General features: G+C 60.2%; 17 protein-coding genes and 1 pseudogene. 12 read left to right on the top strand and 6 right to left on the bottom strand.

What is annotated here, in order from left to right; genetic code table 11:
• Positions 1-21: 21 nt before the first annotated feature.
• On the top strand, positions 22-1317 hold the full coding sequence (gene clpX / locus HMPREF1267_RS09770) for an ATP-dependent Clp protease ATP-binding subunit ClpX (protein ID WP_023029150.1): 1296 nt from the start codon (positions 22-24) through the stop codon (positions 1315-1317).
• 39 nt (positions 1318-1356) lie between these two features.
• On the opposite strand, the gene HMPREF1267_RS09765 is transcribed toward clpX, so the two are convergent.
• Positions 1357-2115, bottom strand: a complete 759-nt coding sequence (locus HMPREF1267_RS09765) for a TetR/AcrR family transcriptional regulator (protein ID WP_023029149.1) — start codon at positions 2113-2115, stop codon at positions 1357-1359.
• 408 nt (positions 2116-2523) lie between these two features.
• Between HMPREF1267_RS09765 and HMPREF1267_RS09760 the strand changes: the two genes are divergently transcribed.
• Positions 2524-3486, top strand: a complete 963-nt coding sequence (locus HMPREF1267_RS09760; RefSeq protein ID WP_005277917.1) for a malate dehydrogenase — start codon at positions 2524-2526, stop codon at positions 3484-3486.
• Here the strand turns inward: HMPREF1267_RS09760 and panC are convergent.
• Positions 3483-4304 (bottom strand): pantoate--beta-alanine ligase, encoded by an 822-nt coding sequence (gene panC, locus HMPREF1267_RS09755; protein WP_005284412.1) that lies wholly within the window; start codon positions 4302-4304, stop codon positions 3483-3485. The genes HMPREF1267_RS09760 and panC overlap by 4 nt on opposite strands.
• 11 nt (positions 4305-4315) lie before the next feature.
• Positions 4316-5137: a 3-methyl-2-oxobutanoate hydroxymethyltransferase gene (panB, locus tag HMPREF1267_RS09750; RefSeq protein ID WP_005277923.1), complete on the bottom strand. Its 822-nt coding sequence runs from the start codon at positions 5135-5137 to the stop codon at positions 4316-4318.
• A gap of 57 nt (positions 5138-5194) precedes the next feature.
• Between panB and HMPREF1267_RS09745 the strand changes: the two genes are divergently transcribed.
• From HMPREF1267_RS09745 to ndk, 5 genes are all read left to right on the top strand, one after another.
• Positions 5195-7927: a valine--tRNA ligase gene (locus HMPREF1267_RS09745; protein WP_034667207.1), complete on the top strand. Its 2733-nt coding sequence runs from the start codon at positions 5195-5197 to the stop codon at positions 7925-7927.
• On the top strand, positions 7927-9498 hold the full coding sequence (locus tag HMPREF1267_RS09740) for a folylpolyglutamate synthase/dihydrofolate synthase family protein (protein ID WP_023029146.1): 1572 nt from the start codon (positions 7927-7929) through the stop codon (positions 9496-9498). The genes HMPREF1267_RS09745 and HMPREF1267_RS09740 overlap by 1 nt, the downstream gene beginning before the upstream one ends.
• Positions 9495-9989: a DUF4233 domain-containing protein gene (locus HMPREF1267_RS09735; protein ID WP_005284398.1), complete on the top strand. Its 495-nt coding sequence runs from the start codon at positions 9495-9497 to the stop codon at positions 9987-9989. The genes HMPREF1267_RS09740 and HMPREF1267_RS09735 overlap by 4 nt, the downstream gene beginning before the upstream one ends.
• 5 nt (positions 9990-9994) lie before the next feature.
• Positions 9995-10306, top strand: coding sequence for a hypothetical protein (locus tag HMPREF1267_RS09730; protein WP_023029145.1), 312 nt, complete (start codon positions 9995-9997; stop codon positions 10304-10306).
• Positions 10307-10369: 63 nt separating this feature from the next.
• Positions 10370-10780, top strand: coding sequence for a nucleoside-diphosphate kinase (gene ndk, locus HMPREF1267_RS09725; protein WP_034667205.1), 411 nt, complete (start codon positions 10370-10372; stop codon positions 10778-10780).
• A 147-nt stretch (positions 10781-10927) separates the two neighbouring features.
• Here ndk and HMPREF1267_RS12810 read toward each other — a convergent pair whose 3' ends face one another.
• Complete coding sequence (locus HMPREF1267_RS12810) at positions 10928-11278, bottom strand: metalloregulator ArsR/SmtB family transcription factor (RefSeq protein ID WP_023029143.1); 351 nt, start codon at positions 11276-11278, stop codon at positions 10928-10930.
• Positions 11279-11388: 110 nt separating this feature from the next.
• Between HMPREF1267_RS12810 and arsB the strand changes: the two genes are divergently transcribed.
• Positions 11389-12453 carry an ACR3 family arsenite efflux transporter gene (arsB, locus tag HMPREF1267_RS09720; protein WP_023029142.1) on the top strand — a complete coding sequence of 355 codons (1065 nt, stop codon included), beginning with the start codon at positions 11389-11391 and terminating at the stop codon, positions 12451-12453.
• Here the strand turns inward: arsB and HMPREF1267_RS09715 are convergent.
• Positions 12450-13217 carry a hypothetical protein gene (locus HMPREF1267_RS09715; protein ID WP_034658229.1) on the bottom strand — a complete coding sequence of 256 codons (768 nt, stop codon included), beginning with the start codon at positions 13215-13217 and terminating at the stop codon, positions 12450-12452. The two genes, arsB and HMPREF1267_RS09715, sit on opposite strands and share 4 nt — an antisense overlap.
• A 224-nt stretch (positions 13218-13441) precedes the next feature.
• Between HMPREF1267_RS09715 and HMPREF1267_RS09710 the strand changes: the two genes are divergently transcribed.
• The 4 genes and pseudogenes from HMPREF1267_RS09710 to HMPREF1267_RS12805 form a co-directional block, all read left to right on the top strand.
• The gene (locus tag HMPREF1267_RS09710) at positions 13442-17299 is read left to right on the top strand and encodes a translation initiation factor IF-2 N-terminal domain-containing protein (RefSeq protein ID WP_023029140.1); all 3858 of its coding nucleotides are present in this window, start codon (positions 13442-13444) and stop codon (positions 17297-17299) included.
• A 224-nt stretch (positions 17300-17523) separates the two neighbouring features.
• Positions 17524-17829 (top strand): 50S ribosomal protein L21, encoded by a 306-nt coding sequence (rplU, locus tag HMPREF1267_RS09705; protein WP_023029139.1) that lies wholly within the window; start codon positions 17524-17526, stop codon positions 17827-17829.
• Positions 17830-17872: 43 nt separating this feature from the next.
• Positions 17873-18151, top strand: coding sequence for a 50S ribosomal protein L27 (rpmA, locus tag HMPREF1267_RS09700; RefSeq protein ID WP_005277951.1), 279 nt, complete (start codon positions 17873-17875; stop codon positions 18149-18151).
• A gap of 224 nt (positions 18152-18375) precedes the next feature.
• Positions 18376-19269, top strand: a pseudogene (locus HMPREF1267_RS12805) (IS1249 family transposase); the annotation flags it as partial.
• A gap of 77 nt (positions 19270-19346) precedes the next feature.
• Here HMPREF1267_RS12805 and HMPREF1267_RS09695 read toward each other — a convergent pair.
• Positions 19347-20226 (bottom strand): IS3 family transposase (locus HMPREF1267_RS09695; protein WP_051141763.1); only part of this gene is annotated, 880 nt, incomplete at its 5' end.

The following is a 20226-nucleotide window of genomic DNA, read 5'->3' as shown; positions in this document are numbered from 1 at the left end:
GAGCGAGTGTGAAAGTACTGAATGGCACGTATGCAAGAAAGCGCTGATCTCCTGAAGTGTTCCTTCTGCGGAAAGAGCCAAAAGCAGGTGAAAAAGCTTATCGCCGGTGGCGGGGTCTACATCTGCGATGAGTGCATCGAGCTCTGCAATGAGATTATTGAAGAAGAGCTCGGCCACGAGCAGGCCGAGGAGTCTTCCGAGGCGGAGGTGCGCCTGCCCAAGCCTTCGCAGATTTCTTCCTTTTTGGATAAGTACGTCATTGGCCAGGACAAGGCCAAGCGCGTGCTGTCGGTAGCGGTGTATAACCACTACAAGCGCATTAAGGCCGAAGAATCCGCCGCGCTAGATGCGCGCCGGAAGAAGGCCGAAGGCGAAGAGGTAGAGATTTCTAAGTCCAATATTTTGATGCTGGGGCCCACCGGTTCCGGTAAGACCTACCTGGCGCAGACCTTGGCGCGCCTGCTGGATGTGCCTTTCGCCATCGCGGATGCCACCAGCCTGACGGAGGCCGGTTATGTGGGCGAAGACGTAGAAAATATCCTCTTGAAGCTGCTGCAGGCAGCGGACTTTGACGTGGAGCGCGCCCAGCGCGGCATCATCTACGTCGACGAGGTGGATAAGATTTCCCGCAAATCTGAAAACCCCTCCATTACCCGCGATGTCTCCGGCGAGGGCGTGCAGCAGGCGCTGCTGAAGATCCTGGAGGGAACCGTGGCCGCCATCCCGCCGCAGGGCGGGCGCAAGCACCCCAACCAGGAATTTATCCAGCTAGATACCTCCAATATCCTCTTCATCGTCGCCGGCGCGTTTGCAGGCCTCGACCAGGTGATCGCGGATCGCGTGGGCAAGAAGGGCGTTGGCTTTGGCGCGAAGCTGGGCACCGAAGACGAGCGGGAAAAGGTGGACCTATTCTCCCAGGTGCGCCCGGAAGACCTCGTGAAGTTCGGCTTGATCCCAGAATTTATCGGCCGCCTGCCCGTGGTGGCGACGGTGGATAACTTGGACCGCGAGGCCCTGGTCAAGGTGCTCACTGAGCCCAAGAACTCGCTGCTCAAGCAGTACAGCCGCCTATTTGAGATGGATGACTGCGAGCTGCACATGGATGACGGGGCGCTGGATGCTATCGCTGAGCTCGCCCTCGAGCGCAAAACCGGCGCGCGCGGCCTGCGCGCGATCCTGGAAGAACTGCTCGTTCCAGTGATGTTTGAGCTGCCAGACAGAGAAGATATTTCCGCCGTGCACATCACCGCAGACTGCGTCACCCAGGGCGCAGAGCCCGAATTCACCTACAAGGATGAGGCGAAGGAATCGGCTTAGTGAGAAGGGGGCACCGGCAAGCAGCCGGTGCCCCTACTTTTATGCCTCGCCGTAGATATCTTGCGGGGAGGCTTCATCGCCCTCGTCGGCATCAGAAGGCACCAAATAAGACTCGTGGCCGGAATCGGGGATATTGGCGGTGAGGAATGCCAGCACGGCATCGACGGTAAGCCGGTGCATGCCGTCGGTATTTGCCTGGCTGGACATATCCACGCCCAACAGGTTGTCCATCATCGCCCGGTTGGTCACGCGGTACGAGGTGAGCGAGGCGATGATGGTGAAAATATCGTTGGTGGAAATGCCCGGGCGGAAGGCGCCGGCGTCCTGGCCCAGCATGAGCAGGCGATCGAGGTGAAGGGCGACGCCGCTAAAATCCGCCACGGGATTGGTGGAAGAGCCCACGATGGACTGGGCGGTTTCCCAGGTCATCATGCGGATGGCCTCGGGGTGGTTGACGTACTGCCAAAAGATCCAGTCCACCAGCTTGCGCACGCCTTCGACCGGAACCGCGGAATCGAGTTCTAGGTCTTCTTCGTCAGGGCGCAGGCGCTCGGCGGCGGTGCTTAGAGCGCTTAAATACAGGCCCTGCTTATCGCCAAAGTGGTAGTGAATCATGCGCTTGGACATGCCGGATTCCGCGGCGATGGTATCCAGCTTGGTTTCAGAAAAACCCCACGCGGAAAACTGGGAAATGGCGATATCCACCACGGCATCGGTGCTGATGGAATCCGCAGCGTGAGCGTCGGAGTCCTCCGCCTGCTCCGCAGCGTGCAGCGGTTCGGTGTGCTCAGTGCTCATAGCATGTGTCCTATCTCTGCTTCGCGGCGCCGATGTGGCGATGGTGGGTAGTGTCTCGGGAACTGCACGGCCGGCCTCATGCTGGTTCGATGCGGCAGTGGTTGGCCACCGTGCAGCCGCCCACAGGCAGTGAATGCATCCCTGCAAGCGCGCTCCCCAGTGGGGTCTGTGCCGCTTCCATCATGCCCGATTAGCCCCACCCCGCGGGAGGTATGTGCCCATTGGGGGCGTTAATTTGGAGGTAAACGGGGGTAATATCCGGAAATTTGGCGGCGTTTTCCCTCCGAAAGAGGGGGATTTATTTCACAACACGCTACCTCCGTATAGCGCTAAGCTCGGGGGTGGATACATCCCGTGGAGGGTGGCGTGCATGAGGGACGCTTACAACTCCACGACATATGAGGAGGAATGAGCATGACCCAGCCAGTAAAAGTAACCGTTACCGGCGCCGCCGGAAATATCGCCTACTCCCTGCTGTGGCGGATTGCCGCAGGCGACGTATTTGGCAAGGACACCCCGGTAGACCTTGCCCTCTTGGAAATCCCCGCGGTAGTAGAAAAGGCCGAGGGCGTGGCCATGGAGCTGCGCGATTCCGCCCTGCCGCTGGTGAATTCGATTGCGGTGACAGATGACCTCAAGGTCGCCTTCGAGGATGCCTCCGCCGCATTCCTCGTCGGCTCCCGCCCGCGCAGCAAGGGCATGGAGCGCGCGGACCTGCTCGAGGCCAACGGCGCCATCTTTACTGAGCAGGGCAAGGCCATCAATGACTACGCGGCGCGCGATGTTCGCGTGCTGGTGGTGGGCAATCCCGCCAATACTAACGCGCTGATTGCCGCGCATAGCGCGCCGGATTTGGATAACTCCCAGTTCAACGCGCTCATGCGCCTGGACCATAACCGCACCTTGGGCCAGCTGGCGGCCAAGACGGGCAAGGCCACCAAGGACTTTTCCAAGATTGCGGTCTGGGGCAACCACTCCGCCACCCAGTTCCCGGATATCGCTTTCTCCAACGCGGAGGTAGATGAGCAGTGGTACCGCGAGGAGATGATCCCCAAGGTGGCCAAGCGCGGCGCGGAGATCATCGAGGTGCGCGGCAGCTCGTCCGCGGCGTCGGCTGCATCTGCGGCCGTGGACCACATGCACGATTGGGTCCACGGCACCGAGGATTGGCGCACCGCCGCCGTGCCTTCGGATGGCTCCTACGGTGTCGATGAGGGCCTCATCTGCGGCTTTCCCACCATCTGCCGCGACGGCAAGTGGGAAATCGTCCAAGGCCTGGAGCTCAGCGATTTCCAGAAGGAGCGCATCGAGGCCTCCGTGCAGGAGCTGCGTGAGGAGCGCGAGGCCGTAGCCCACCTGCTGAAAGGTTAAGCCTCCAGCACCAAGTTATCGATGAGCCGCACCGGCCCCACATGCGCTGCTACCAGCGCCAAGGCGGGCCGGTGTTGTGCATCTACGGGCTCGAGCGTGGCCGGGTCCACCACGGTGAGGTAATCCACCGTCACGCCGGGGGAGGAAGCGAGCTGGGCCTCAGCTTCTTCACGTGAGGCGCCATCCTGCAGCGCGAAGAGTGCCTGGGATAAGGCGACCGCCTGCTCACGCTCGGCGGCACTGAGGCGCGCATTGCGGCTGGACTCGGCCACGCCGTCCGTTGCGCGCACGATGGGCACGCTGATGATGTCCAGCGGCAGGTCGAGGTCCGCCACCAGGCGGCGGATGATCGCTACTTGCTGCGCATCCTTTTGCCCAAAATAAGCGCGGTCTGGTGTGACAAGGTGAAACAGCTTGCTCACCACGGTGGCCACGCCGTCAAAGTGGCCGGGGCGCGAGGCACCTTCCAAGACCGAGCCCATCTCACCCGTGCGCACCCACACCCGCGGGGTGCCACCCGGGTACATTTCCTCCACGCTGGGGGCGAAGACCGCATCGACTCCCAACGAGTCCAGCAGTGCGGCATCCGCGTCGAGGGTGCGCGGGTAGGCGCGGTAGTCTTCGCAGTCGCCCAGGTCCGTGAACTGGAGGGGATTGACAAAGACCGAGCACACCACGGTGTCGTTGTCTTCGCGGGCGCGGCGAATGAGGGAAGCGTGGCCGTCGTGAAGCGCGCCCATCGTGGGCACCAAACCCACGGAACCGGACGCTGCCGCGCGGAAGGCACGGAGTTCGGATTTAGTTGTGAGGATCTGCATGGCTTAAGACCTTAGTCCTCGAAAGACTCCTCGGCGTTGGGGAAGGAACGTTCACCCACATCTGCGACATAGTCCTTCGCTCCTTCCAGCAGCGCGCCGCGCAGATTCGCGTAGCGGCGCACAAAACGCGGCGCCTTGGGACCTCCCAGGCCGAAGGCATCGGTCCACACCAGAATCTGACCGTCGGTCTGCGCGCCGGCGCCGATGCCGATGGTGGGGATGGGCAGCTCCTTGGTCACCTGCTCAGCAAGGGCTGCCGGGACCATCTCCAGCACCACCGCGAAGGCGCCGGCCTCGGCGAGGGCGCGGGCGTCGTCGTGAAGCTTCTCCGCACCGGCACCCCGGCCTTGGACCACGAAGCCGCCCAAGGCGTGGACCTGCTGAGGTGTAAAGCCAATGTGGGCGCAGACCGGGATGCCGGCGGCGACAAGCGCGGCAACAATGGGAGCGCGCTCCGCACCGCCCTCCAGCTTCACGGCCTGCGCGCCGGTTTCCTTCATGACGCGCACCGCGGTCTCCAGCGCCTGGGAGGGGCCGTCCTCATAGGAGCCGAAGGGAAGGTCCACCACCACGAAGGCGCGGGAGGTCGAAGCAACCACCGCGCGGGCCAGCGGGATCATCTCATCGAGGGTGAGCGAGAGCGTGGTTTCGCGGCCCAGCACCACGTTGGCCAGGGAATCGCCGACGAGCAGGAGATCGACCCCGGCTTCATCGAAGATTTCGGCGGTCAAGCAGTCGTAGCTCGTCAGGCACGCGAAGGCCTGAGAGTTGTCTTTGGCTTGGGTGAAGTAACGGGTGCGGAGGCGGGCGCGGTGGCCAGGGTTGTGAGACATGCCCTTACTCTAGACAGGCCGGTGGTGCCAGTTGACGCACAGGGTAGAGTTGGCCAGGTGACTGATCAGAATAAAGAGCAACTCGTTGGCACCAACCGCGCGGACCAGCTTCCCAAGTCCTGGGAGCCGCAGGCAGTAGAAAAAGACCTCTACGAAGGCTGGGTAAGCGCCGGTTACTTCACCCCGGATGCATCCTCGGAGGCGGAGCCCTATTCCATCGTGCTGCCGCCGCCGAACGTCACCGGCCAGCTGCACATGGGCCACGCCTTGGACCACACTCTGATCGACTCCATCATTCGCCGCAAGCGCATGCAGGGCTATTCCACTTTGTGGCTGCCCGGTGCGGATCACGCGGGCATTGCCACCCAGACCAAGGTTGAGGCCAAGCTCAAGGAGACCGAGGGCAAAAAGCGCTGGGATTATGAGCGCGAGGAGTTCATCGACAAGGTCTGGGAATGGAAGGAGCAATACGGCGGCACCATCCAGAACCAGATGCGCGCCATCGGTGACTCCGTGGACTGGACCCGCGAGCGCTTTACCCTGGATGAGGGCCTGTCCCGCGCGGTGCAGACCATCTTTAAGAACCTCTACGATGAGGGCATGATTTACCGGGCCAACCGCCTGGTCAACTGGTCACCGGTGCTAGAGACCGCCGTTTCTGATATCGAGGTCGTCTACAAGGACGTCGAGGGCGAGCTGGTCTCCATCCGCTATGGCTCGCTCAATGACGATGAGCCGCACCTCATTGTTGCCACCACGCGTGTGGAAACCATGCTTGGCGATGTCGCCATTGCCGTCCACCCCGACGATGAGCGCTACGCCCACCTCGTGGGCCAGGAATTGGATCACCCCTTCCGCGATGACTTGAAGCTGAAGATCATCGCCGATGATTATGTGGACATGGAATTTGGTACCGGTGCAGTAAAGATCACCCCGGCCCACGATCCCAATGACTACGCCATGGGCACCCGCCATAACTTGGATATGCCGACGGTCATGGATACCACTGGCCACATCGCGCATACCGGCACCCGGTTCGATGGCATGACGCGCGAAGATGCGCGCGTGGAAATTAGGGAGGCGCTGCGGGAGCAGGGGCGCATCGTCAAAGAAATCCGCCCCTATGTTCACTCCGTGGGCCACTCGGAGCGCTCCGGCGAGCCCATCGAGCCGCGCCTATCGCTGCAGTGGTTTGTCGATGTAGCGCAGATGGCGAAGGCCTCTGGCGATGCCGTGCGCGAGGGCGATACCGCCTTGCACCCGCAGTCGCTGGAGCCGCGCTACTTCGAATGGGTCGATGACATGCACGATTGGTGCATCTCCCGCCAGCTGTGGTGGGGTCACCGCATCCCCATTTGGTACGGCCCGGAGCGCACGAACGAGTCCGGCGAGATCGAGCGCGACATCGTGTGCGTCGGCCCCGATGAGGAGCCGCCGGCAGGCTACGAGCAGGATCCGGATGTCCTCGATACTTGGTTCTCTTCGGCGCTGTGGCCATTTTCCACCCTGGGCTGGCCCGATATGACCCCGGATCTGGAGAAGTTCTATCCCACTAATGTGCTGGTCACGGCCTATGACATCTTGTTCTTCTGGGTCGCGCGCATGATGATGTTCGGCACCTTCGCCGGCACCAAGACCCCAGAGCTTTTGGGTGAGGGCACCGATGGCCGCCCGCAGATTCCTTTCAAGGACCTCTACCTGCACGGCCTCGTGCGCGATGAGCAGGGCCGCAAGATGTCCAAGTCCCTGGGCAATGGCATTGACCCGATGGACTGGGTGCGCGATTACGGAGCCGATGCGCTGCGCTTTACCCTTGCCCGCGGCGCCAACCCGGGCGTGGATTTGCCGCTGGGCTCTGATGCCGCCGCGGCATCGCGTAACTTTGCCACCAAGCTCTTTAATGCCACCAAGTTTGCTCTGATGAACGGCGCCGGCGTGGCACCTTTGCCCAGCCGCACGGAGCTTTCCGATGCCGACCGCTGGATCCTCGACCGCGCCGAAGAGGTGCGCACTCAGGTCGATGCCTACTTGGACGATTATCAATTTGCCAAGGCCAACGAGCTGCTCTACCACTTCACCTGGGATGAGCTCTGTGACTGGTACCTGGAGATTGCCAAGACGCAGATCCCGCGCGATGGCGAAACGGTAGAAGGCCGCAATACCCAGATCGTCCTAGGCCGCGTCATCGACGTCGTGCTGCGCCTTTTGCACCCCACCATGCCGTATGTAACCGAGGTGCTGTGGAAGGCACTGACCGGCGGGGAATCCATCGTCATCGCCCCATGGCCCACGGTGGCCGATACCAACGGCGGCGCCACGAAGGATGCGGTGGCCGCCCGCCGCATCGACGATGCCGATAAGCTCATTACCGAGCTGCGCCGCTTCCGCTCCGATCAGGGCGTCAAGCCTTCGCAAAAGGTGCCGGGCCGCCTCGACTTCGCCGCGGCTGACCTGCAGGGCCAGGAGGAATTGGTCCGCAACCTGGCCAATACCACCGCGCCGGACGAGGACTTTAACCCCTCGGCCTCCATTGAGGTGCGCCTGTCCCAGGCCACCGTCGAGGTCACGCTGGATACCCATGGCGCGGTTGACGTCGAAGCCGAGCGCAAGCGCCTGGAAAAGGATCTGGCCAAGGCCAATAAGGAACTGGAACAGACCGGCAAGAAGCTGGGTAATGAAAACTTCCTGGCCAAGGCGCCGGAAGAGGTGGTCACTAAGATTCGGGCGCGCCAAGATATCGCGCGCGAGGAAGTCGAGCGCATTACCAGCCGTTTGGAGGGCCTTAAGTAGTGTCAGATCAGCGCTTCAATCACGACGCCAACGGCAATGGCGAGGCCACCGGGGGAGAGGACGATTTTGAGATCGTCGATGCCCTCAAGGAGGGGACCGAGGGCACCCCGGTGGAGATCACGGAATCGGGCCTGACCCTCAACCTGGGCATGGGCGAGGACGAAGAATATAACGACGCCGCGCCCCAAGAGGTATCCCCGGAGGAGCTGCAGGCGCTCGGTGAGGTAGAAGACGAGCTCAATCAGCGCTGGCCGGAGACCAAGATTGAGCCCACCCTGGAGCGCATCGAGATGCTCATGGATTTGCTGGGACATCCCGAGCAGTCCTTTGATGTCATCCACATCGCGGGCACCAACGGCAAATCTTCTACCGCGCGTATGGTCGATTCGCTGCTGCGTTCCTTCCACCGCCGCGTGGGCCTGGTCACCAGCCCGCACCTGCAGCGGGTCACCGAGCGCATCGGCATCGATGGCCGGCCCATCCACCCGCGCGACTACGTGCGCCTGTGGCACGAAATCAAGCCGTACGTGGAGATGGTGGATGCGCGCTCAGACGTTCCCATGTCCAAATTCGAGGTCCTGGTGGGCCTGTCCTATGCAGCGTTTGCCGATGCCCCCGTTGACGTCGCCGTCGTCGAGGTCGGCCTCGGCGGTCTGTGGGATGCCACAAACGTGGTCAATGCGGACGTCTCCGTGATTACCCCGGTGGGCCTTGACCACACGGATTACCTGGGCAGCGATATTCGGGAGATCGCGGGGGAGAAGGCGGGCATCATCAAGCGCCGCGCCGATGCCGAAGACCCGCTGACCCCGAATGAAAACATCGCCATCATTGCTGAGCAAGACCCTGAGGCCATGCAGGTCATCCTGCAGCGCGCGGTGGACATGGATGCCGGCGTGGCGCGCTCCGGCGCGGAGTTCGCGGCCCTAGAATCCCGCATCGCGGTCGGTGGCCAGCAGGTCAATATCCAGGGCCTCGGCGGCATGTACGAGGATATTTTCTTGCCGCTGCACGGCGAGCACCAGGCCAAGAACGCGGCCGTTGCCCTTGCGGCGGTGGAAGCCTTCTTCGGTGCCTCTTCCGGGCATCCTCTGGATATTGCCTCCGTGCGCACCGGTTTTGCCAAGACGATTTCGCCCGGCCGCCTCGAGCGCGTGCGTACTTCGCCCACGACGTTTATCGATGCCGCCCACAATCCCCACGGCGCCAAGGCGCTCGGTGCAGCGCTCGACCGCGACTTCGATTTCGCCCGGCTTATCGGCGTGGTCTCCATCTTTGGCGATAAGGACGCCCAGGGCATCCTTGCCGCGCTGGAGCCGTACTTGAGCGAGGTGGTCATCACCCAAAACTCCTCGCCGCGCGCACTCGATGCCTATGAACTGGCGGAAGTAGCCCGCGATATTTATGGCGAAGAGCGCGTCTATGTGGCCGATGATCTGCCCGGTGCCTACGCGCAAGCCGTGGAGCTGGCCGAGGAATCCGAGGTGCAATCCGGCTCCGGTATTGTGATTACCGGTTCGGTGGTCACCGCCGGTGAAGCCCGCGCGATGTTTGGAAAGGAGCCCGCATGACCAGCCCTGATCCCCGGTCCCGCCCGTCTCGTCCGCCTCGTCCGCCGCGCCGCGGCGATGAAGTCGCGGATAATGAAATCGGCCCATTGGGCTTGGGGCAGGACCCCGTCAAGGATCCGCTCAAGAGCTTTAATGGCATGGTCATCGCCAGCTCGCTCATCATGGAGTCGATCACGCTCGTTTTAGCCCTGCCGCTGTTGTACAAGCTGTATGACGGCACGCTGTGGACGCCGTTTAACTACGGTGTGGTCGTAGGTGCCCTGATATTCCACCTGGGCATGATCGCGTTTATGAATAAGAAGTGGGCGCTGACCGTCATCGTCTGGGCGCAGCTATTGGGGCTTATCCTGGGGTTTATGGCGCACTGGTCCATCGCCGCGATCTTCATCATCTTCGGCATGGAGTGGCTGCTCGCGGCGTATTTGCGCAGTAACTTAATCGCCCGCATGAAGCGCGGTTACTTAACTACCCAGCACCTCAACCAGAAGTAGGGGCCATGCGCACCGTCTATCTCGTCCTCGCGGCCCTGGCCTGCATTGCCGCGGTAGCTGCCCGCGCGGCCACGGGTGCGCCGTGGCTGCCGCTAGTAGCGCTTATCATTGCCGCCGTATTTTTGGCCCTGGCCCTGCGCGCCAATTTTCAGCGGGCAGAAGAAGCCACCCTTGATGATTTAGATAAAAAGCAGCGAGCAGAGATTAAGCGGTTGCTGGGTAACGGCCAGTTCGGCACAGCGGTCAACCAGGTGCGCCTGTGGTTTAGGGGGACCTCGCACGAGCGCGCGACGGAGATAGTCCAGCAGCTTACTTAATGCTGCCCCCGCTTATAGCCCTCGGTCGTGGACGAGTTGTGGGTATTCGGTACAGTATGGGGCATGACTGAACGTACATTGATCCTCATTAAGCCGGACGGCGTAAAGAACGGCCACGTGGGCGAGATCATCGCCCGCATCGAGCGCAAGGGCCTCAAGCTGGCTGAGTTGGACCTGCGCGTGGTTGACCGCGAGACCGCAGAAAAGCACTACGAAGAGCACAAGGACAAGCCATTCTTCGGCGAGCTGGTGGACTTCATCACCTCCGCACCGCTGATTGCCGGCGTTGTTGAAGGCGAGCGCGCCATCGAGGCATGGCGCCAGCTGGCCGGCGGCACCGACCCAGTCTCCAAGGCCGCACCGGGTTCCATCCGCGGTGACTTCGCACTCAGCGTGGGCGAGAACATCGTGCACGGCTCCGACTCCCCAGAGTCCGCAGAGCGCGAGATTGGAATTTGGTTCCCGAATCTCTAAGTACTGAAGCTAGCTAGATTTCAAGGAAGCCCGAGCGTTAAGCTCGGGCCTTTTCCTTTATAAAGGGATTTATTAAGGGTCTAAAAACGTTGATTGGCTCACAGAATTGCGGGCATATTAGCTCAAAGTTTTATAGTTAGTGGCTCTTTAATCGAAGGAGAGTAACTTGCACAGTGCGGTGAAAGCTTGTTTTTGCACTTCATGGGTGACGGTGCGGCCAGTTTGCCGTTTGGCTAAGAGGCCAGCATCCCGCAATTTTGCAAGATGGTGAGACACCGTCGGCTGGCTGAGACCGGATAATGTGGTCAGTTCGGAAACGCTCATCGGGCCGCAGCCTTCATCGCACAAGATGGATAAAAGACGAAGTCGGGCGGGATCTGCAAGTACCTTGAATTGCTGGGCAAGATGCACGGAATCGGCCTGGTCTAGGGGGCCGTTGCTGAGTGAACAACATTCGTTGATGTGGGGATTTTTGGTCGTGCCGTGCGAAGAAACCATGCCTTTAGTATATGGGCGTTTGCCTCATCTATTCATATTGACGAGCATCGATATGAACGGTTACAGTAGTGCAGAATACAGTGCTACTTGGGTCAATAGAGGAGACGGTTATGGCTACATCACAGCAGCCGCGTTTGGCTTTTCTCGATCGCTTTCTTCCCGTGTGGATCATCATAGCTATGATTCTTGGCCTGCTTATAGGCCATTTTCTTCCGGGAATTGGAAGAGCGCTCTCAGCTTTGGAAATTGGAGGTATTTCCCTTCCAATCGCTTTAGGGCTGCTGGTGATGATGTATCCACCGCTTGCTAAAGTGCGCTATGAAAAGACCCGGGAGATTGCCACTGACAGACGGCTGATGACCGTGTCGATCGTCTTGAATTGGCTTGTGGGGCCAGCATTCATGTTCGCACTGGCCTGGCTATTCTTGGCGGATCAACCCGAGTTGTGCACGGGTCTTATTATTGTCGGCCTCGCCCGCTGCATCGCCATGGTCTTGGTGTGGTCAGACCTATCCTGCGGTGACCGAGAAGCCACGGCAGTATTAGTAGCAATCAACTCCGTTTTCCAAGTTGCGATGTTCGGTGTCCTGGGGTGGTTCTACCTGCAGATACTGCCGGGATGGCTGGGCCTTGATACCACCTCTGTCGAATTTTCTTTCTGGTCCATTGTTACTTCGGTGCTCGTATTCTTAGGAATTCCGCTTTTGCTCGGGGTTATCTCCCGAGTATGGGCCGAGAAAACTAAGGGCCGTGAGTGGTTTGAAAACCGTTACCTTCCCGCTGTGTCTCCTTTAGCAATGATCGGTTTGCTGTACACAATCGTCTTACTGTTCTCCCTGCAGGGAGAACAGCTCGTGGAGCAGCCGATAGCGGTGGTTAGGGTAGCGGTGCCTTTGATGTTGTACTTTGTCGGGATGTTCTTTCTGGCTTTGGGCGTCGCTAAAGCTGCCGGAATGAATTATGCACAGTCTGCCTCAGTGGCCTTTACCGCCGCGGGAAATAATTTTGAGTTAGCCATCGCGGTGTCCATCGGTACTTTTGGGGCCACCTCTGCTCAAGCATTAGCCGGCACCATCGGGCCCCTCGTGGAAATTCCGGTTTTGGTTGGCCTGGTATACGTCATGCTCTGGATTGGCCCAAAGTTGTTTCCTGGAGACCAAAGTTTGCCAAGTTAGCGTTTGCCAATTTGATAGAGGCAGCGCACGCCAGTAGGGGTGAGGCTGATGCGCCAGCTTTCTACTTTTGATCGCAGCCCAATATTTTCTACCTTTACTAGCCCATGCTTTTTTAGTTCCTGGAGCGCATCGGACAGGGGATCTAGCTCCACCTGCATCAGGCGGGACAAGGCATTGGTGGTGGTCGTATTGCCCTGGACGGCCCCGGCGGTGACGAGGGCGGTGAGGATATCGAGGTGGGCATCGGCAAGCTGCATGGCATGATCTGTGACCCCTTCTAAGGGATCTTCAGCCACGATGCGCTGCATGCGGCGGCGGCCAATGCGGAAGGACTGGGAATCCATGGCCCACAAACCCAGTGGAAATGCGAACGCCGACACCGCGCCGGTTAAGATACCTTCCACGGGTGGGGCCAGGGAAATGTCCGGCAACCAGCCAGCCGCGGATAGCGGGGCCATGGCCAGCGGTAGAGCAATTGGAATTACTGGCGCCCAATAAGCAATGGCGGGGTAATCGCCCTCGAGGTAGACATCCTGGCTAGCCCCAGTGGAGCGGGGATAGTGGCGGATGAGGGGCACTAGTCCGATGACCGCAAAGACCGCAAAAACGGCGGCGCCTATCAGCATGTAGCTGGCCCCCGTTTGAGCAAAACCGAGGGCAAAGCCGGCCGGAACGCCGCATAAGCACGCCTCTTTCGGCGTAATTTCATTGCGTTTCCGGTACTGCGATAATGTTCGGGCGGGACGTGGTGCCAGTTCTGCCATAAGTTCAAACGTATCATCGCCCACAGCCTGCTCGCCCCGCCAAGATTCTGTGACACAATGGAACTCACGCGCAGCGTGCGCATAATTTCATAATCCTACAAGCTTTAACGCAGTGCGTTTATCGTGGCTATTCGTGCGGCAGCGGCGCGGTCCTTTTTGGGGCTGTGCCTGCGCCCGAGTGGCCGACGCACCATACAATCGAAGTACAGGAGTAAGCCCAACTAATGGCGGCACAGAACTCTCAAGAAACAACTGAAAACCTCCAGGCAGCCGCGGCTTTGGCCCAGCGCATAGACCCGAGCGAGCTCAAAGATAAAACCCGCGTGTATGCCTTGGCCAAAAAGCTCGGCCTATCCTCGCGCCAGCTGGTGGCCCAGCTTAAGGACATGGGCCTGAACAAGACCGCGCAGAGCTCCATTACCCGCGCAGAAGCAGGCGATCTCTTCGCTGCTCTAGCCCGCCATGCCGGGGGCGCGGATGCGGAGCAGCCTGCAACCGTGGACGAGAGCCCAGCAGAAGCAAAGCCTGAGGGCAAGGCCAAGACCACCAAGCGCGCTCGGCGCACCCGCAAGGCCACGAAGAAGTCCGCGCCCGCGGCAAAGAAAGAACCAGCGCAGGCCGATGCTGGGGAAGCAGACGCCACTCCGGCTGACAACACCGCAGCAGATGCGGAAGAGGAAAAGAACCTGCGCTACCGCGTGCGCAAGAACGTGGACAATGAAATCTCCCAGATTGAGGAAAAGGTCGATGCATCGCTGGTAAAAAGCGCATTGCCGGATGTAAAGCAGGCGCCGGATCGTCTGCCGGATCCTGAGCCGGCGAACGCGCCCGCGCGCGCTGAAGATGATGTCCCTGCCGACGCTGATGCTGCTGGTGCGAGCGAAGCGACCGGGACCGTGGATCCAGCGAAGCTGCATGAGGTGTTGGCAGAGGCCGGCGAGGACTTCGACGATGATTACTATGCACCGCGCATAGTCCCGCGCGCGGAGACCGACGACGATTCCGCCGCGTATGACTTCGCGCCGCTGTTTATGCCGCCGCAGCAGCAGGAAACCGAGGAGCTTGGCGAGGACGAGGCTGCGGACATGGCGGCGATCGCTGAAGCCGCAGATGCGGCGGATCCTGCCGAAGATGCCGAGGCCGACGAGGCCGAGGCAGGCAATAAGGTAGCGCGCGGGGGCTCTGACAAGCGCCGACGCGGTCGCCGCGGTACCTCCCGCGGGCGCGGCGGGAACGAGAATTCCAAGAAGGAGGCGGCGGATAAGGAGCCGGAGCTTATCGATGAGCCCAAGGCCATCCGCGGCTCTACCCGCATCGAGGCGCAGAAGCGCCGTCGTGCAGAATTGCGCGAAAAGGGCCGCGAGCGCCAGCACATCGTGTCCCAGGCGGAGTTTTTGGCGCGGCGCGAGGCCGTGGAGCGCACCATGGTGGTGCGCGATAAGCAGCGTGAGGACGGCGCGGGCATCGTCACGCAGGTGGGCGTGCTTGAAGATGACCTCTTGGTCGAGCACTTCGTTACCACCGAGGCCCAAGCCTCCCTCATTGGCAATATTTATTTAGGCCGGGTGCAAAACGTCTTGCCGTCCATGGAGGCGGCGTTCGTGGACATCGGACAGGGCCGCAATGGCGTGCTCTATGCCGGCGAGATTGATTGGCGCAAGACCAAATTGCACGGGCGCGCCCGCAAGGTTGAAAACACCCTGAAATCCGGCGACCAGATTTTGGTGCAGGTGGCAAAGGATCCGATCGGCCACAAGGGTGCGCGCCTGACCACCCGGATTTCCTTGGCCGGGCGCTACCTCGTCTACGTACCAGGCGGGCGCAGCGCCGGAATCTCGCGCAAGCTACCGGCACCAGAGCGCAAGCGCCTGAAGGATATCTTGGGCCGCGTGGTGCCAGGCGATGGCGGCGCCATCATCCGCACCGCTGCCGAAAACGTTCCCGAAGAGGCCATCGCAACAGATGTGCAGCGCCTGCATAACCGGTGGGAGGATATCTCTGCCCAAGCCAAGAAGGAAAAATCCTCCAAGGGTGCTAAACCGGTCACGCTTTATGAAGAGCCGAATATGCTCATTAAGGTTGTCCGTGACCTCTTCAACGAAGATTTCCACCGCCTGATCGTGGACGGGAAGCGTTCCTTTAATACGGTCAATGCCTACGTGGAATCCATGGCCCCGGACCTTGCGGACCGCGTGGTGCGCTATAAGCCGAAGGATCACGGTGGCCAGGACGCCTTTGCCGCCTACCGCATTGATGAGCAGCTGCATAAGGCGCTCTCGCGCAAGGTGTGGCTGCCATCTGGCGGTACCTTGGTTATTGACAGGACCGAGGCCATGACCGTCATCGACGTCAACACAGGCAAGTTCACCGGCTCCGGCGGCAACCTGGAAGAGACCGTAACCCGCAATAACCTGGAGGCGGCCGAGGAAATCGTGCGCCAGATGCGCCTGCGCGATCTGGGCGGCATGATTGTGGTGGACTTTATTGACATGGTCCTGCCGGAAAACCAGGACTTGGTTTTGCGCCGTCTGAAGGAGGCCTTGGGCCGCGACCGCACGCGCCACCAGGTATCCGAGGTCACCTCACTGGGCTTGGTGCAAATGACGCGCAAGCGTTTGGGCACCGGCCTGGTAGAGACCTTTTCTACCGAGTGTGAGCACTGCCATGGCCGCGGCATCATCATCCACGAGTACCCGGTCGATGAAGCAGAAGACAATCACTCCGGCCACCACTCGCACGGTTCCTCTAAGGCTCACAAGAAGCCTGAGCACGATCCCCAGCAGCACCCAGCTGCCGTGGCCATGCATGAGCTCGACGACGAGGACGAGCGCGCGGAGAAGAAGGGGCAGAAGGGCCGCAAGGGCCGCAGGAATGCCACGTCCCAGCCGCAGAAGTACCAGAAGACGGACGCACCGCTCTACGGTAACGAGGATGAGCAGTCACCGTCCCTGGAGGAGCTGGTGGCAAATGTCGTCGTAGACGATGAGACCGCCGACTCCACACAGAAGGCCCCACAGAAGCGAGCCGACAACGCCCGCGGACACCGCGACGACCGAGGCCGCGGCGAGGGCAAGCAGAAGAAGCGCCGCCGGGCGCAGAAGAAGTCAGAGGTCTCTGAAATCGAGGCCATCGCCTATGCCGCGGCGGACAACGCTGCCGAAAGCGATGAGGTACAGGAATTTAATTACTATGTGCCCGATGGACAAGAAGCACCGGCGAAGGAGAACAAGCGCACCCAGCGTGGCAAGAAGCCGCGCCGGGCAACGCGGACCTCGCCCGCGTCTCGTCGCGCGCAGGAGCAGCCGAACAAGCGCCAGCAGGCCGCTGAAGGAAAGGTTGAAGAGAAGAAGGCGGCAGCTGCCGGTTCGCCGGAGAAGACCTACGAGGAGGCAGTCGCCGAGTTTGAGGCTTCTCCGCGCCGCAAGCGCCGCACGCGCGGGAATTCGCGTTCCGATAATCGTCCGCGCCCAGAGGATTTTGCCCAGCCACACCAGGCGGAATCCGAGGGTTCCTCGGATGAGGCACGGCGTGGCGATGCGGCCCAGCAGGACGCTGAGCAGCAAAAGCCCCGCAGCACGTCCCGCGGGCGTGGCCGGCGCCGCAGCGTTCGAACCCAGCCGAACTCCCGCCGGGCTACCGTGCAGGCCTCGCACCGGACTAACGCCCAGGAGGCACAGCACGGCGATAAGCGTAAAAACTCCTCGCGGACAGCGGAGCAGCGCCACGAGAATATCAGTGGTGGGAAGAAGAACTCCCCGGCGCAGGGAGGCCGTCGCGGCAAGCGCCGCGTGGTGCGCACCAACCCGAGGGACAAGGCCACCTCACACAACGCGGGTGACCCAGCGGCTACACCTGTTCAAGGGGAGAAGGATTCCCAGAAGGCTGGCGCCCTGCAGACCGAGACCAAGGTTATTCGCCGCGGAAAGAAGCGCGCGGTGAAAAAGACCGGGGCGCCAGCAGGGGCTGCGCGACAGGAACGTGCTGGGGAAAAGGCGTCCACTAACACGCCGGAGACCCCGCAGACTGGCGCTAAGGATACGGGCCGGCGGCGGCGCCGCGTAGCACGGCGGGCTACGTCCTAGCGCACCGCCACGCGGGTACGAAGTGCGTGGTTTGTATTTTGTACCCGCGGCGGGGTAGTCTTTGACAGTCGCTGTTTAGAACTCTCGGCGCTGGATCAGCCCACAATTGCCGCCCGGTGATTGCGGACATGTTCGCGCGAGGTCTGAACGCAATATGTAAGTGTCCATTCGGATAACGGCCTGGGTGCCGTGTCCGAGCGAGTTTAGATAAGGGGTAACCCTCTATGTACGCGATCGTCAAGACCGGCGGCAAGCAGTACAAGGTTGCTGAAGGTGACCTCGTCAAGGTCGAGAAGATCGAGGGTGAGCCAGGCTCTGCCGTGGCTCTCACCCCGGTTCTGCTCGTCGATGGCGCCGCTGTGAAGTCCAAGGCTTCCGACTTGGAGAAGGTTTCCGTCGCTGCGGAAATCGTTGAACAGGGTAAAGGTCCAAAGATTGATATCCTGAAGTACAAGAACAAGACTGGTTACAAGAGGCGTCTGGGTCACCGCCAGCCTCTGACCACCTTGAAGATCACCGGTATCAAGTAAGTCTTAACCGGGCTGTAAATCATCCCCGAAGGAGGGAAACGACATGGCACACAAGAAGGGTGCTTCCAGCTCCAGCAACGGTCGCGATTCCGAGTCCAAGCGCCTCGGCGTCAAGCGTTTCGGTGGTCAGCAGGTTAACGCCGGCGAGATCATCGTGCGTCAGCGCGGCACCAAGTTCCACCCAGGTGAGAACGTTGGTCGCGGCGGCGACGACACCTTGTTCGCACTTGCTGCTGGCTCCGTAAAGTTTGGCATCAAGCGCGGTCGCCGGATGGTCAACATCATCCCGGCTGAAGAGGTTGCTGCAGAAGCTACTGCTTAACCTGTATCACTTAAATCCCGAGTCCATGGGAAATCAAGCCCCGCAGGACTCGGGATTTTTGCGGGTTAAGTAGCAGGAAGCGTGTCTCGGTCTCAGAGTAAACGCTGGTTAGCTTGTTTAAATAGGGGCTGAATAAGCTGTTGGGGCTTATTCGGCCCTGCTTTTGTTCAATCCGCCGGAATGGCACCTGCATGTGGTATGTGGTGAGCTGGTTGAATTTTCCGGTGACTACTAACCGACCACGATGCCCTATTTGTGCAGGGCAGATGAAGAAAAATGGCACAACATCCAAAGGGAAAACCAGATGGCGATGCAAAGACCCCAACTGCGGAAGCTCCTTAACGCGCCAACGAACTGACCACACCCAGGCCCGAGACTTCCGCGCCTTCTACCGCTACGCGGTATCTACAACGTCTTTGACGCAGCTCGCTCAGCAGCAAGGAATAAGCCGGTGGACTCTCAACCGCCGGTGTGAGCCCTTATGGCTTATCGATATTCCTAATACCCCGGATCCTCACCGAATCTACGACCAAATCTTCATCGACGGCACCTACACCGCGGCAGGCTGTCTGCTTGTCGCAGCAAGCCATGACCACGTCACCTCCTGGCACTGGGCTAAAAGGGAATCCACCGACGCCTATATTCAATTACTTAAAAACATAGCGCTACCTTTATGCGTCGTACTTGATGGCGGACTCGGCGCCCAATCAGCCATCGCACCATGCTGGCCACACACACCAATCCAGCGCTGCCTAGTCCATGCCCAACGCGTAATCCGCCGATACACCACCAGCCGGCCACGTACCGATGCCGGCAAAACCATCTATGGCCTAGCGCTGCAATTAACCAAAATCAGCACTCTAGACCAAGCACGGGAATGGACGAAGAACCTGCATGACTTTGGCCAGGTCTATAAGCATTTCCTTTGCGAGAAAACCCTGGCACCTACACATCGCCGCAGGTCCAACCGCACGTGGGAGTGGACCCATTTACGCGTTCGCCAAGCCTATAAATCACTGCGGAACCTTTCGCAGAAACAACATCTATTTACCTACCTGCAGCCACCACCACATGCTCTTATGCCACAGCGTTGGGTAGCAACAATAAACAGCCTCGATGAAGTGTCCTGGGTTTGGTTCCGCTTCTTTTACGGCCCTGTGTTGATGGGCTGGGTGAAGTGCCCCGGGTTTTGTTCCTAGGCATTTGCCTTGTTTTCCATTATTGCCTGTTGCGGGGTCTTCTTCCAAAACTCGGTTTCCACCTCGGCTGGGGTTCGGTATCCCAGGCTTTGGTGGAGCCTTGTCTCGTTCCACCATGACACCCACTCGAACGTCGCGATTTCTACCTCTACAACGTCATCCCACCTGCGGGTATGGACTAGCTCGTTCTTGTAGGAGCCGTTAACGTTTTCAGCCAGAGCATTATCATAGGAGTCACCAACACTTCCGGTGGAAGCTGTAATGCCGTGCTGGGTAAGTCGCTGGTTGTAGACAACGCTGACGTACTGCGAGCCGTGATCCGAATGATGAATGAGACCTGTTGTTTCCTCAGCACTCACAATCGCTTGGTTGAGTGCTTGCAGCGGCAAAGCTTCGGTCCGCATCGAATCTGACAGCGCCCACCCGACGATCCGCCGGGAGTAGACGTCGGTGACAAACGCGGTGTAGACGAATCCTTTTCGTGTCCGTACATAGGTAATGTCAGCCACCCACAGCTTATTCGGGCCCCGGGCTTTAAATTCACGCTCAACCAAGTCCGGGCGCAAATCAGGCACATGAGCTTTTCGGGTTGTAATCGGTGATCCGCCTTTGCCTTTGCCAGAAACGCCAGCCAGGCGCATCAGTCGGGCGGTTTGTTCACGACCGATATCGATTCCTTCACGGCGAAGCGCATGCCACATTTTCCGCACACCTAAGACACCATAATTATCCCGATGAACAGCACTAATGCGTTCAACCAACGCAGCATCACGAAGTCGACGAGCACTTAACCCGCGAGCCTTGGACTGGCGATACCCACGCGAGGTGATAAACCCACCAGCCCGGTTATTTTTCAACGTCTTGCAGATGAACTCG

Source organism: Corynebacterium sp. KPL1824 (genome assembly GCF_000478095.1).
Lineage (GTDB): Bacteria > Actinomycetota > Actinomycetes > Mycobacteriales > Mycobacteriaceae > Corynebacterium > Corynebacterium accolens.
This window is presented reverse-complemented; position numbering and strand designations above follow the sequence as displayed.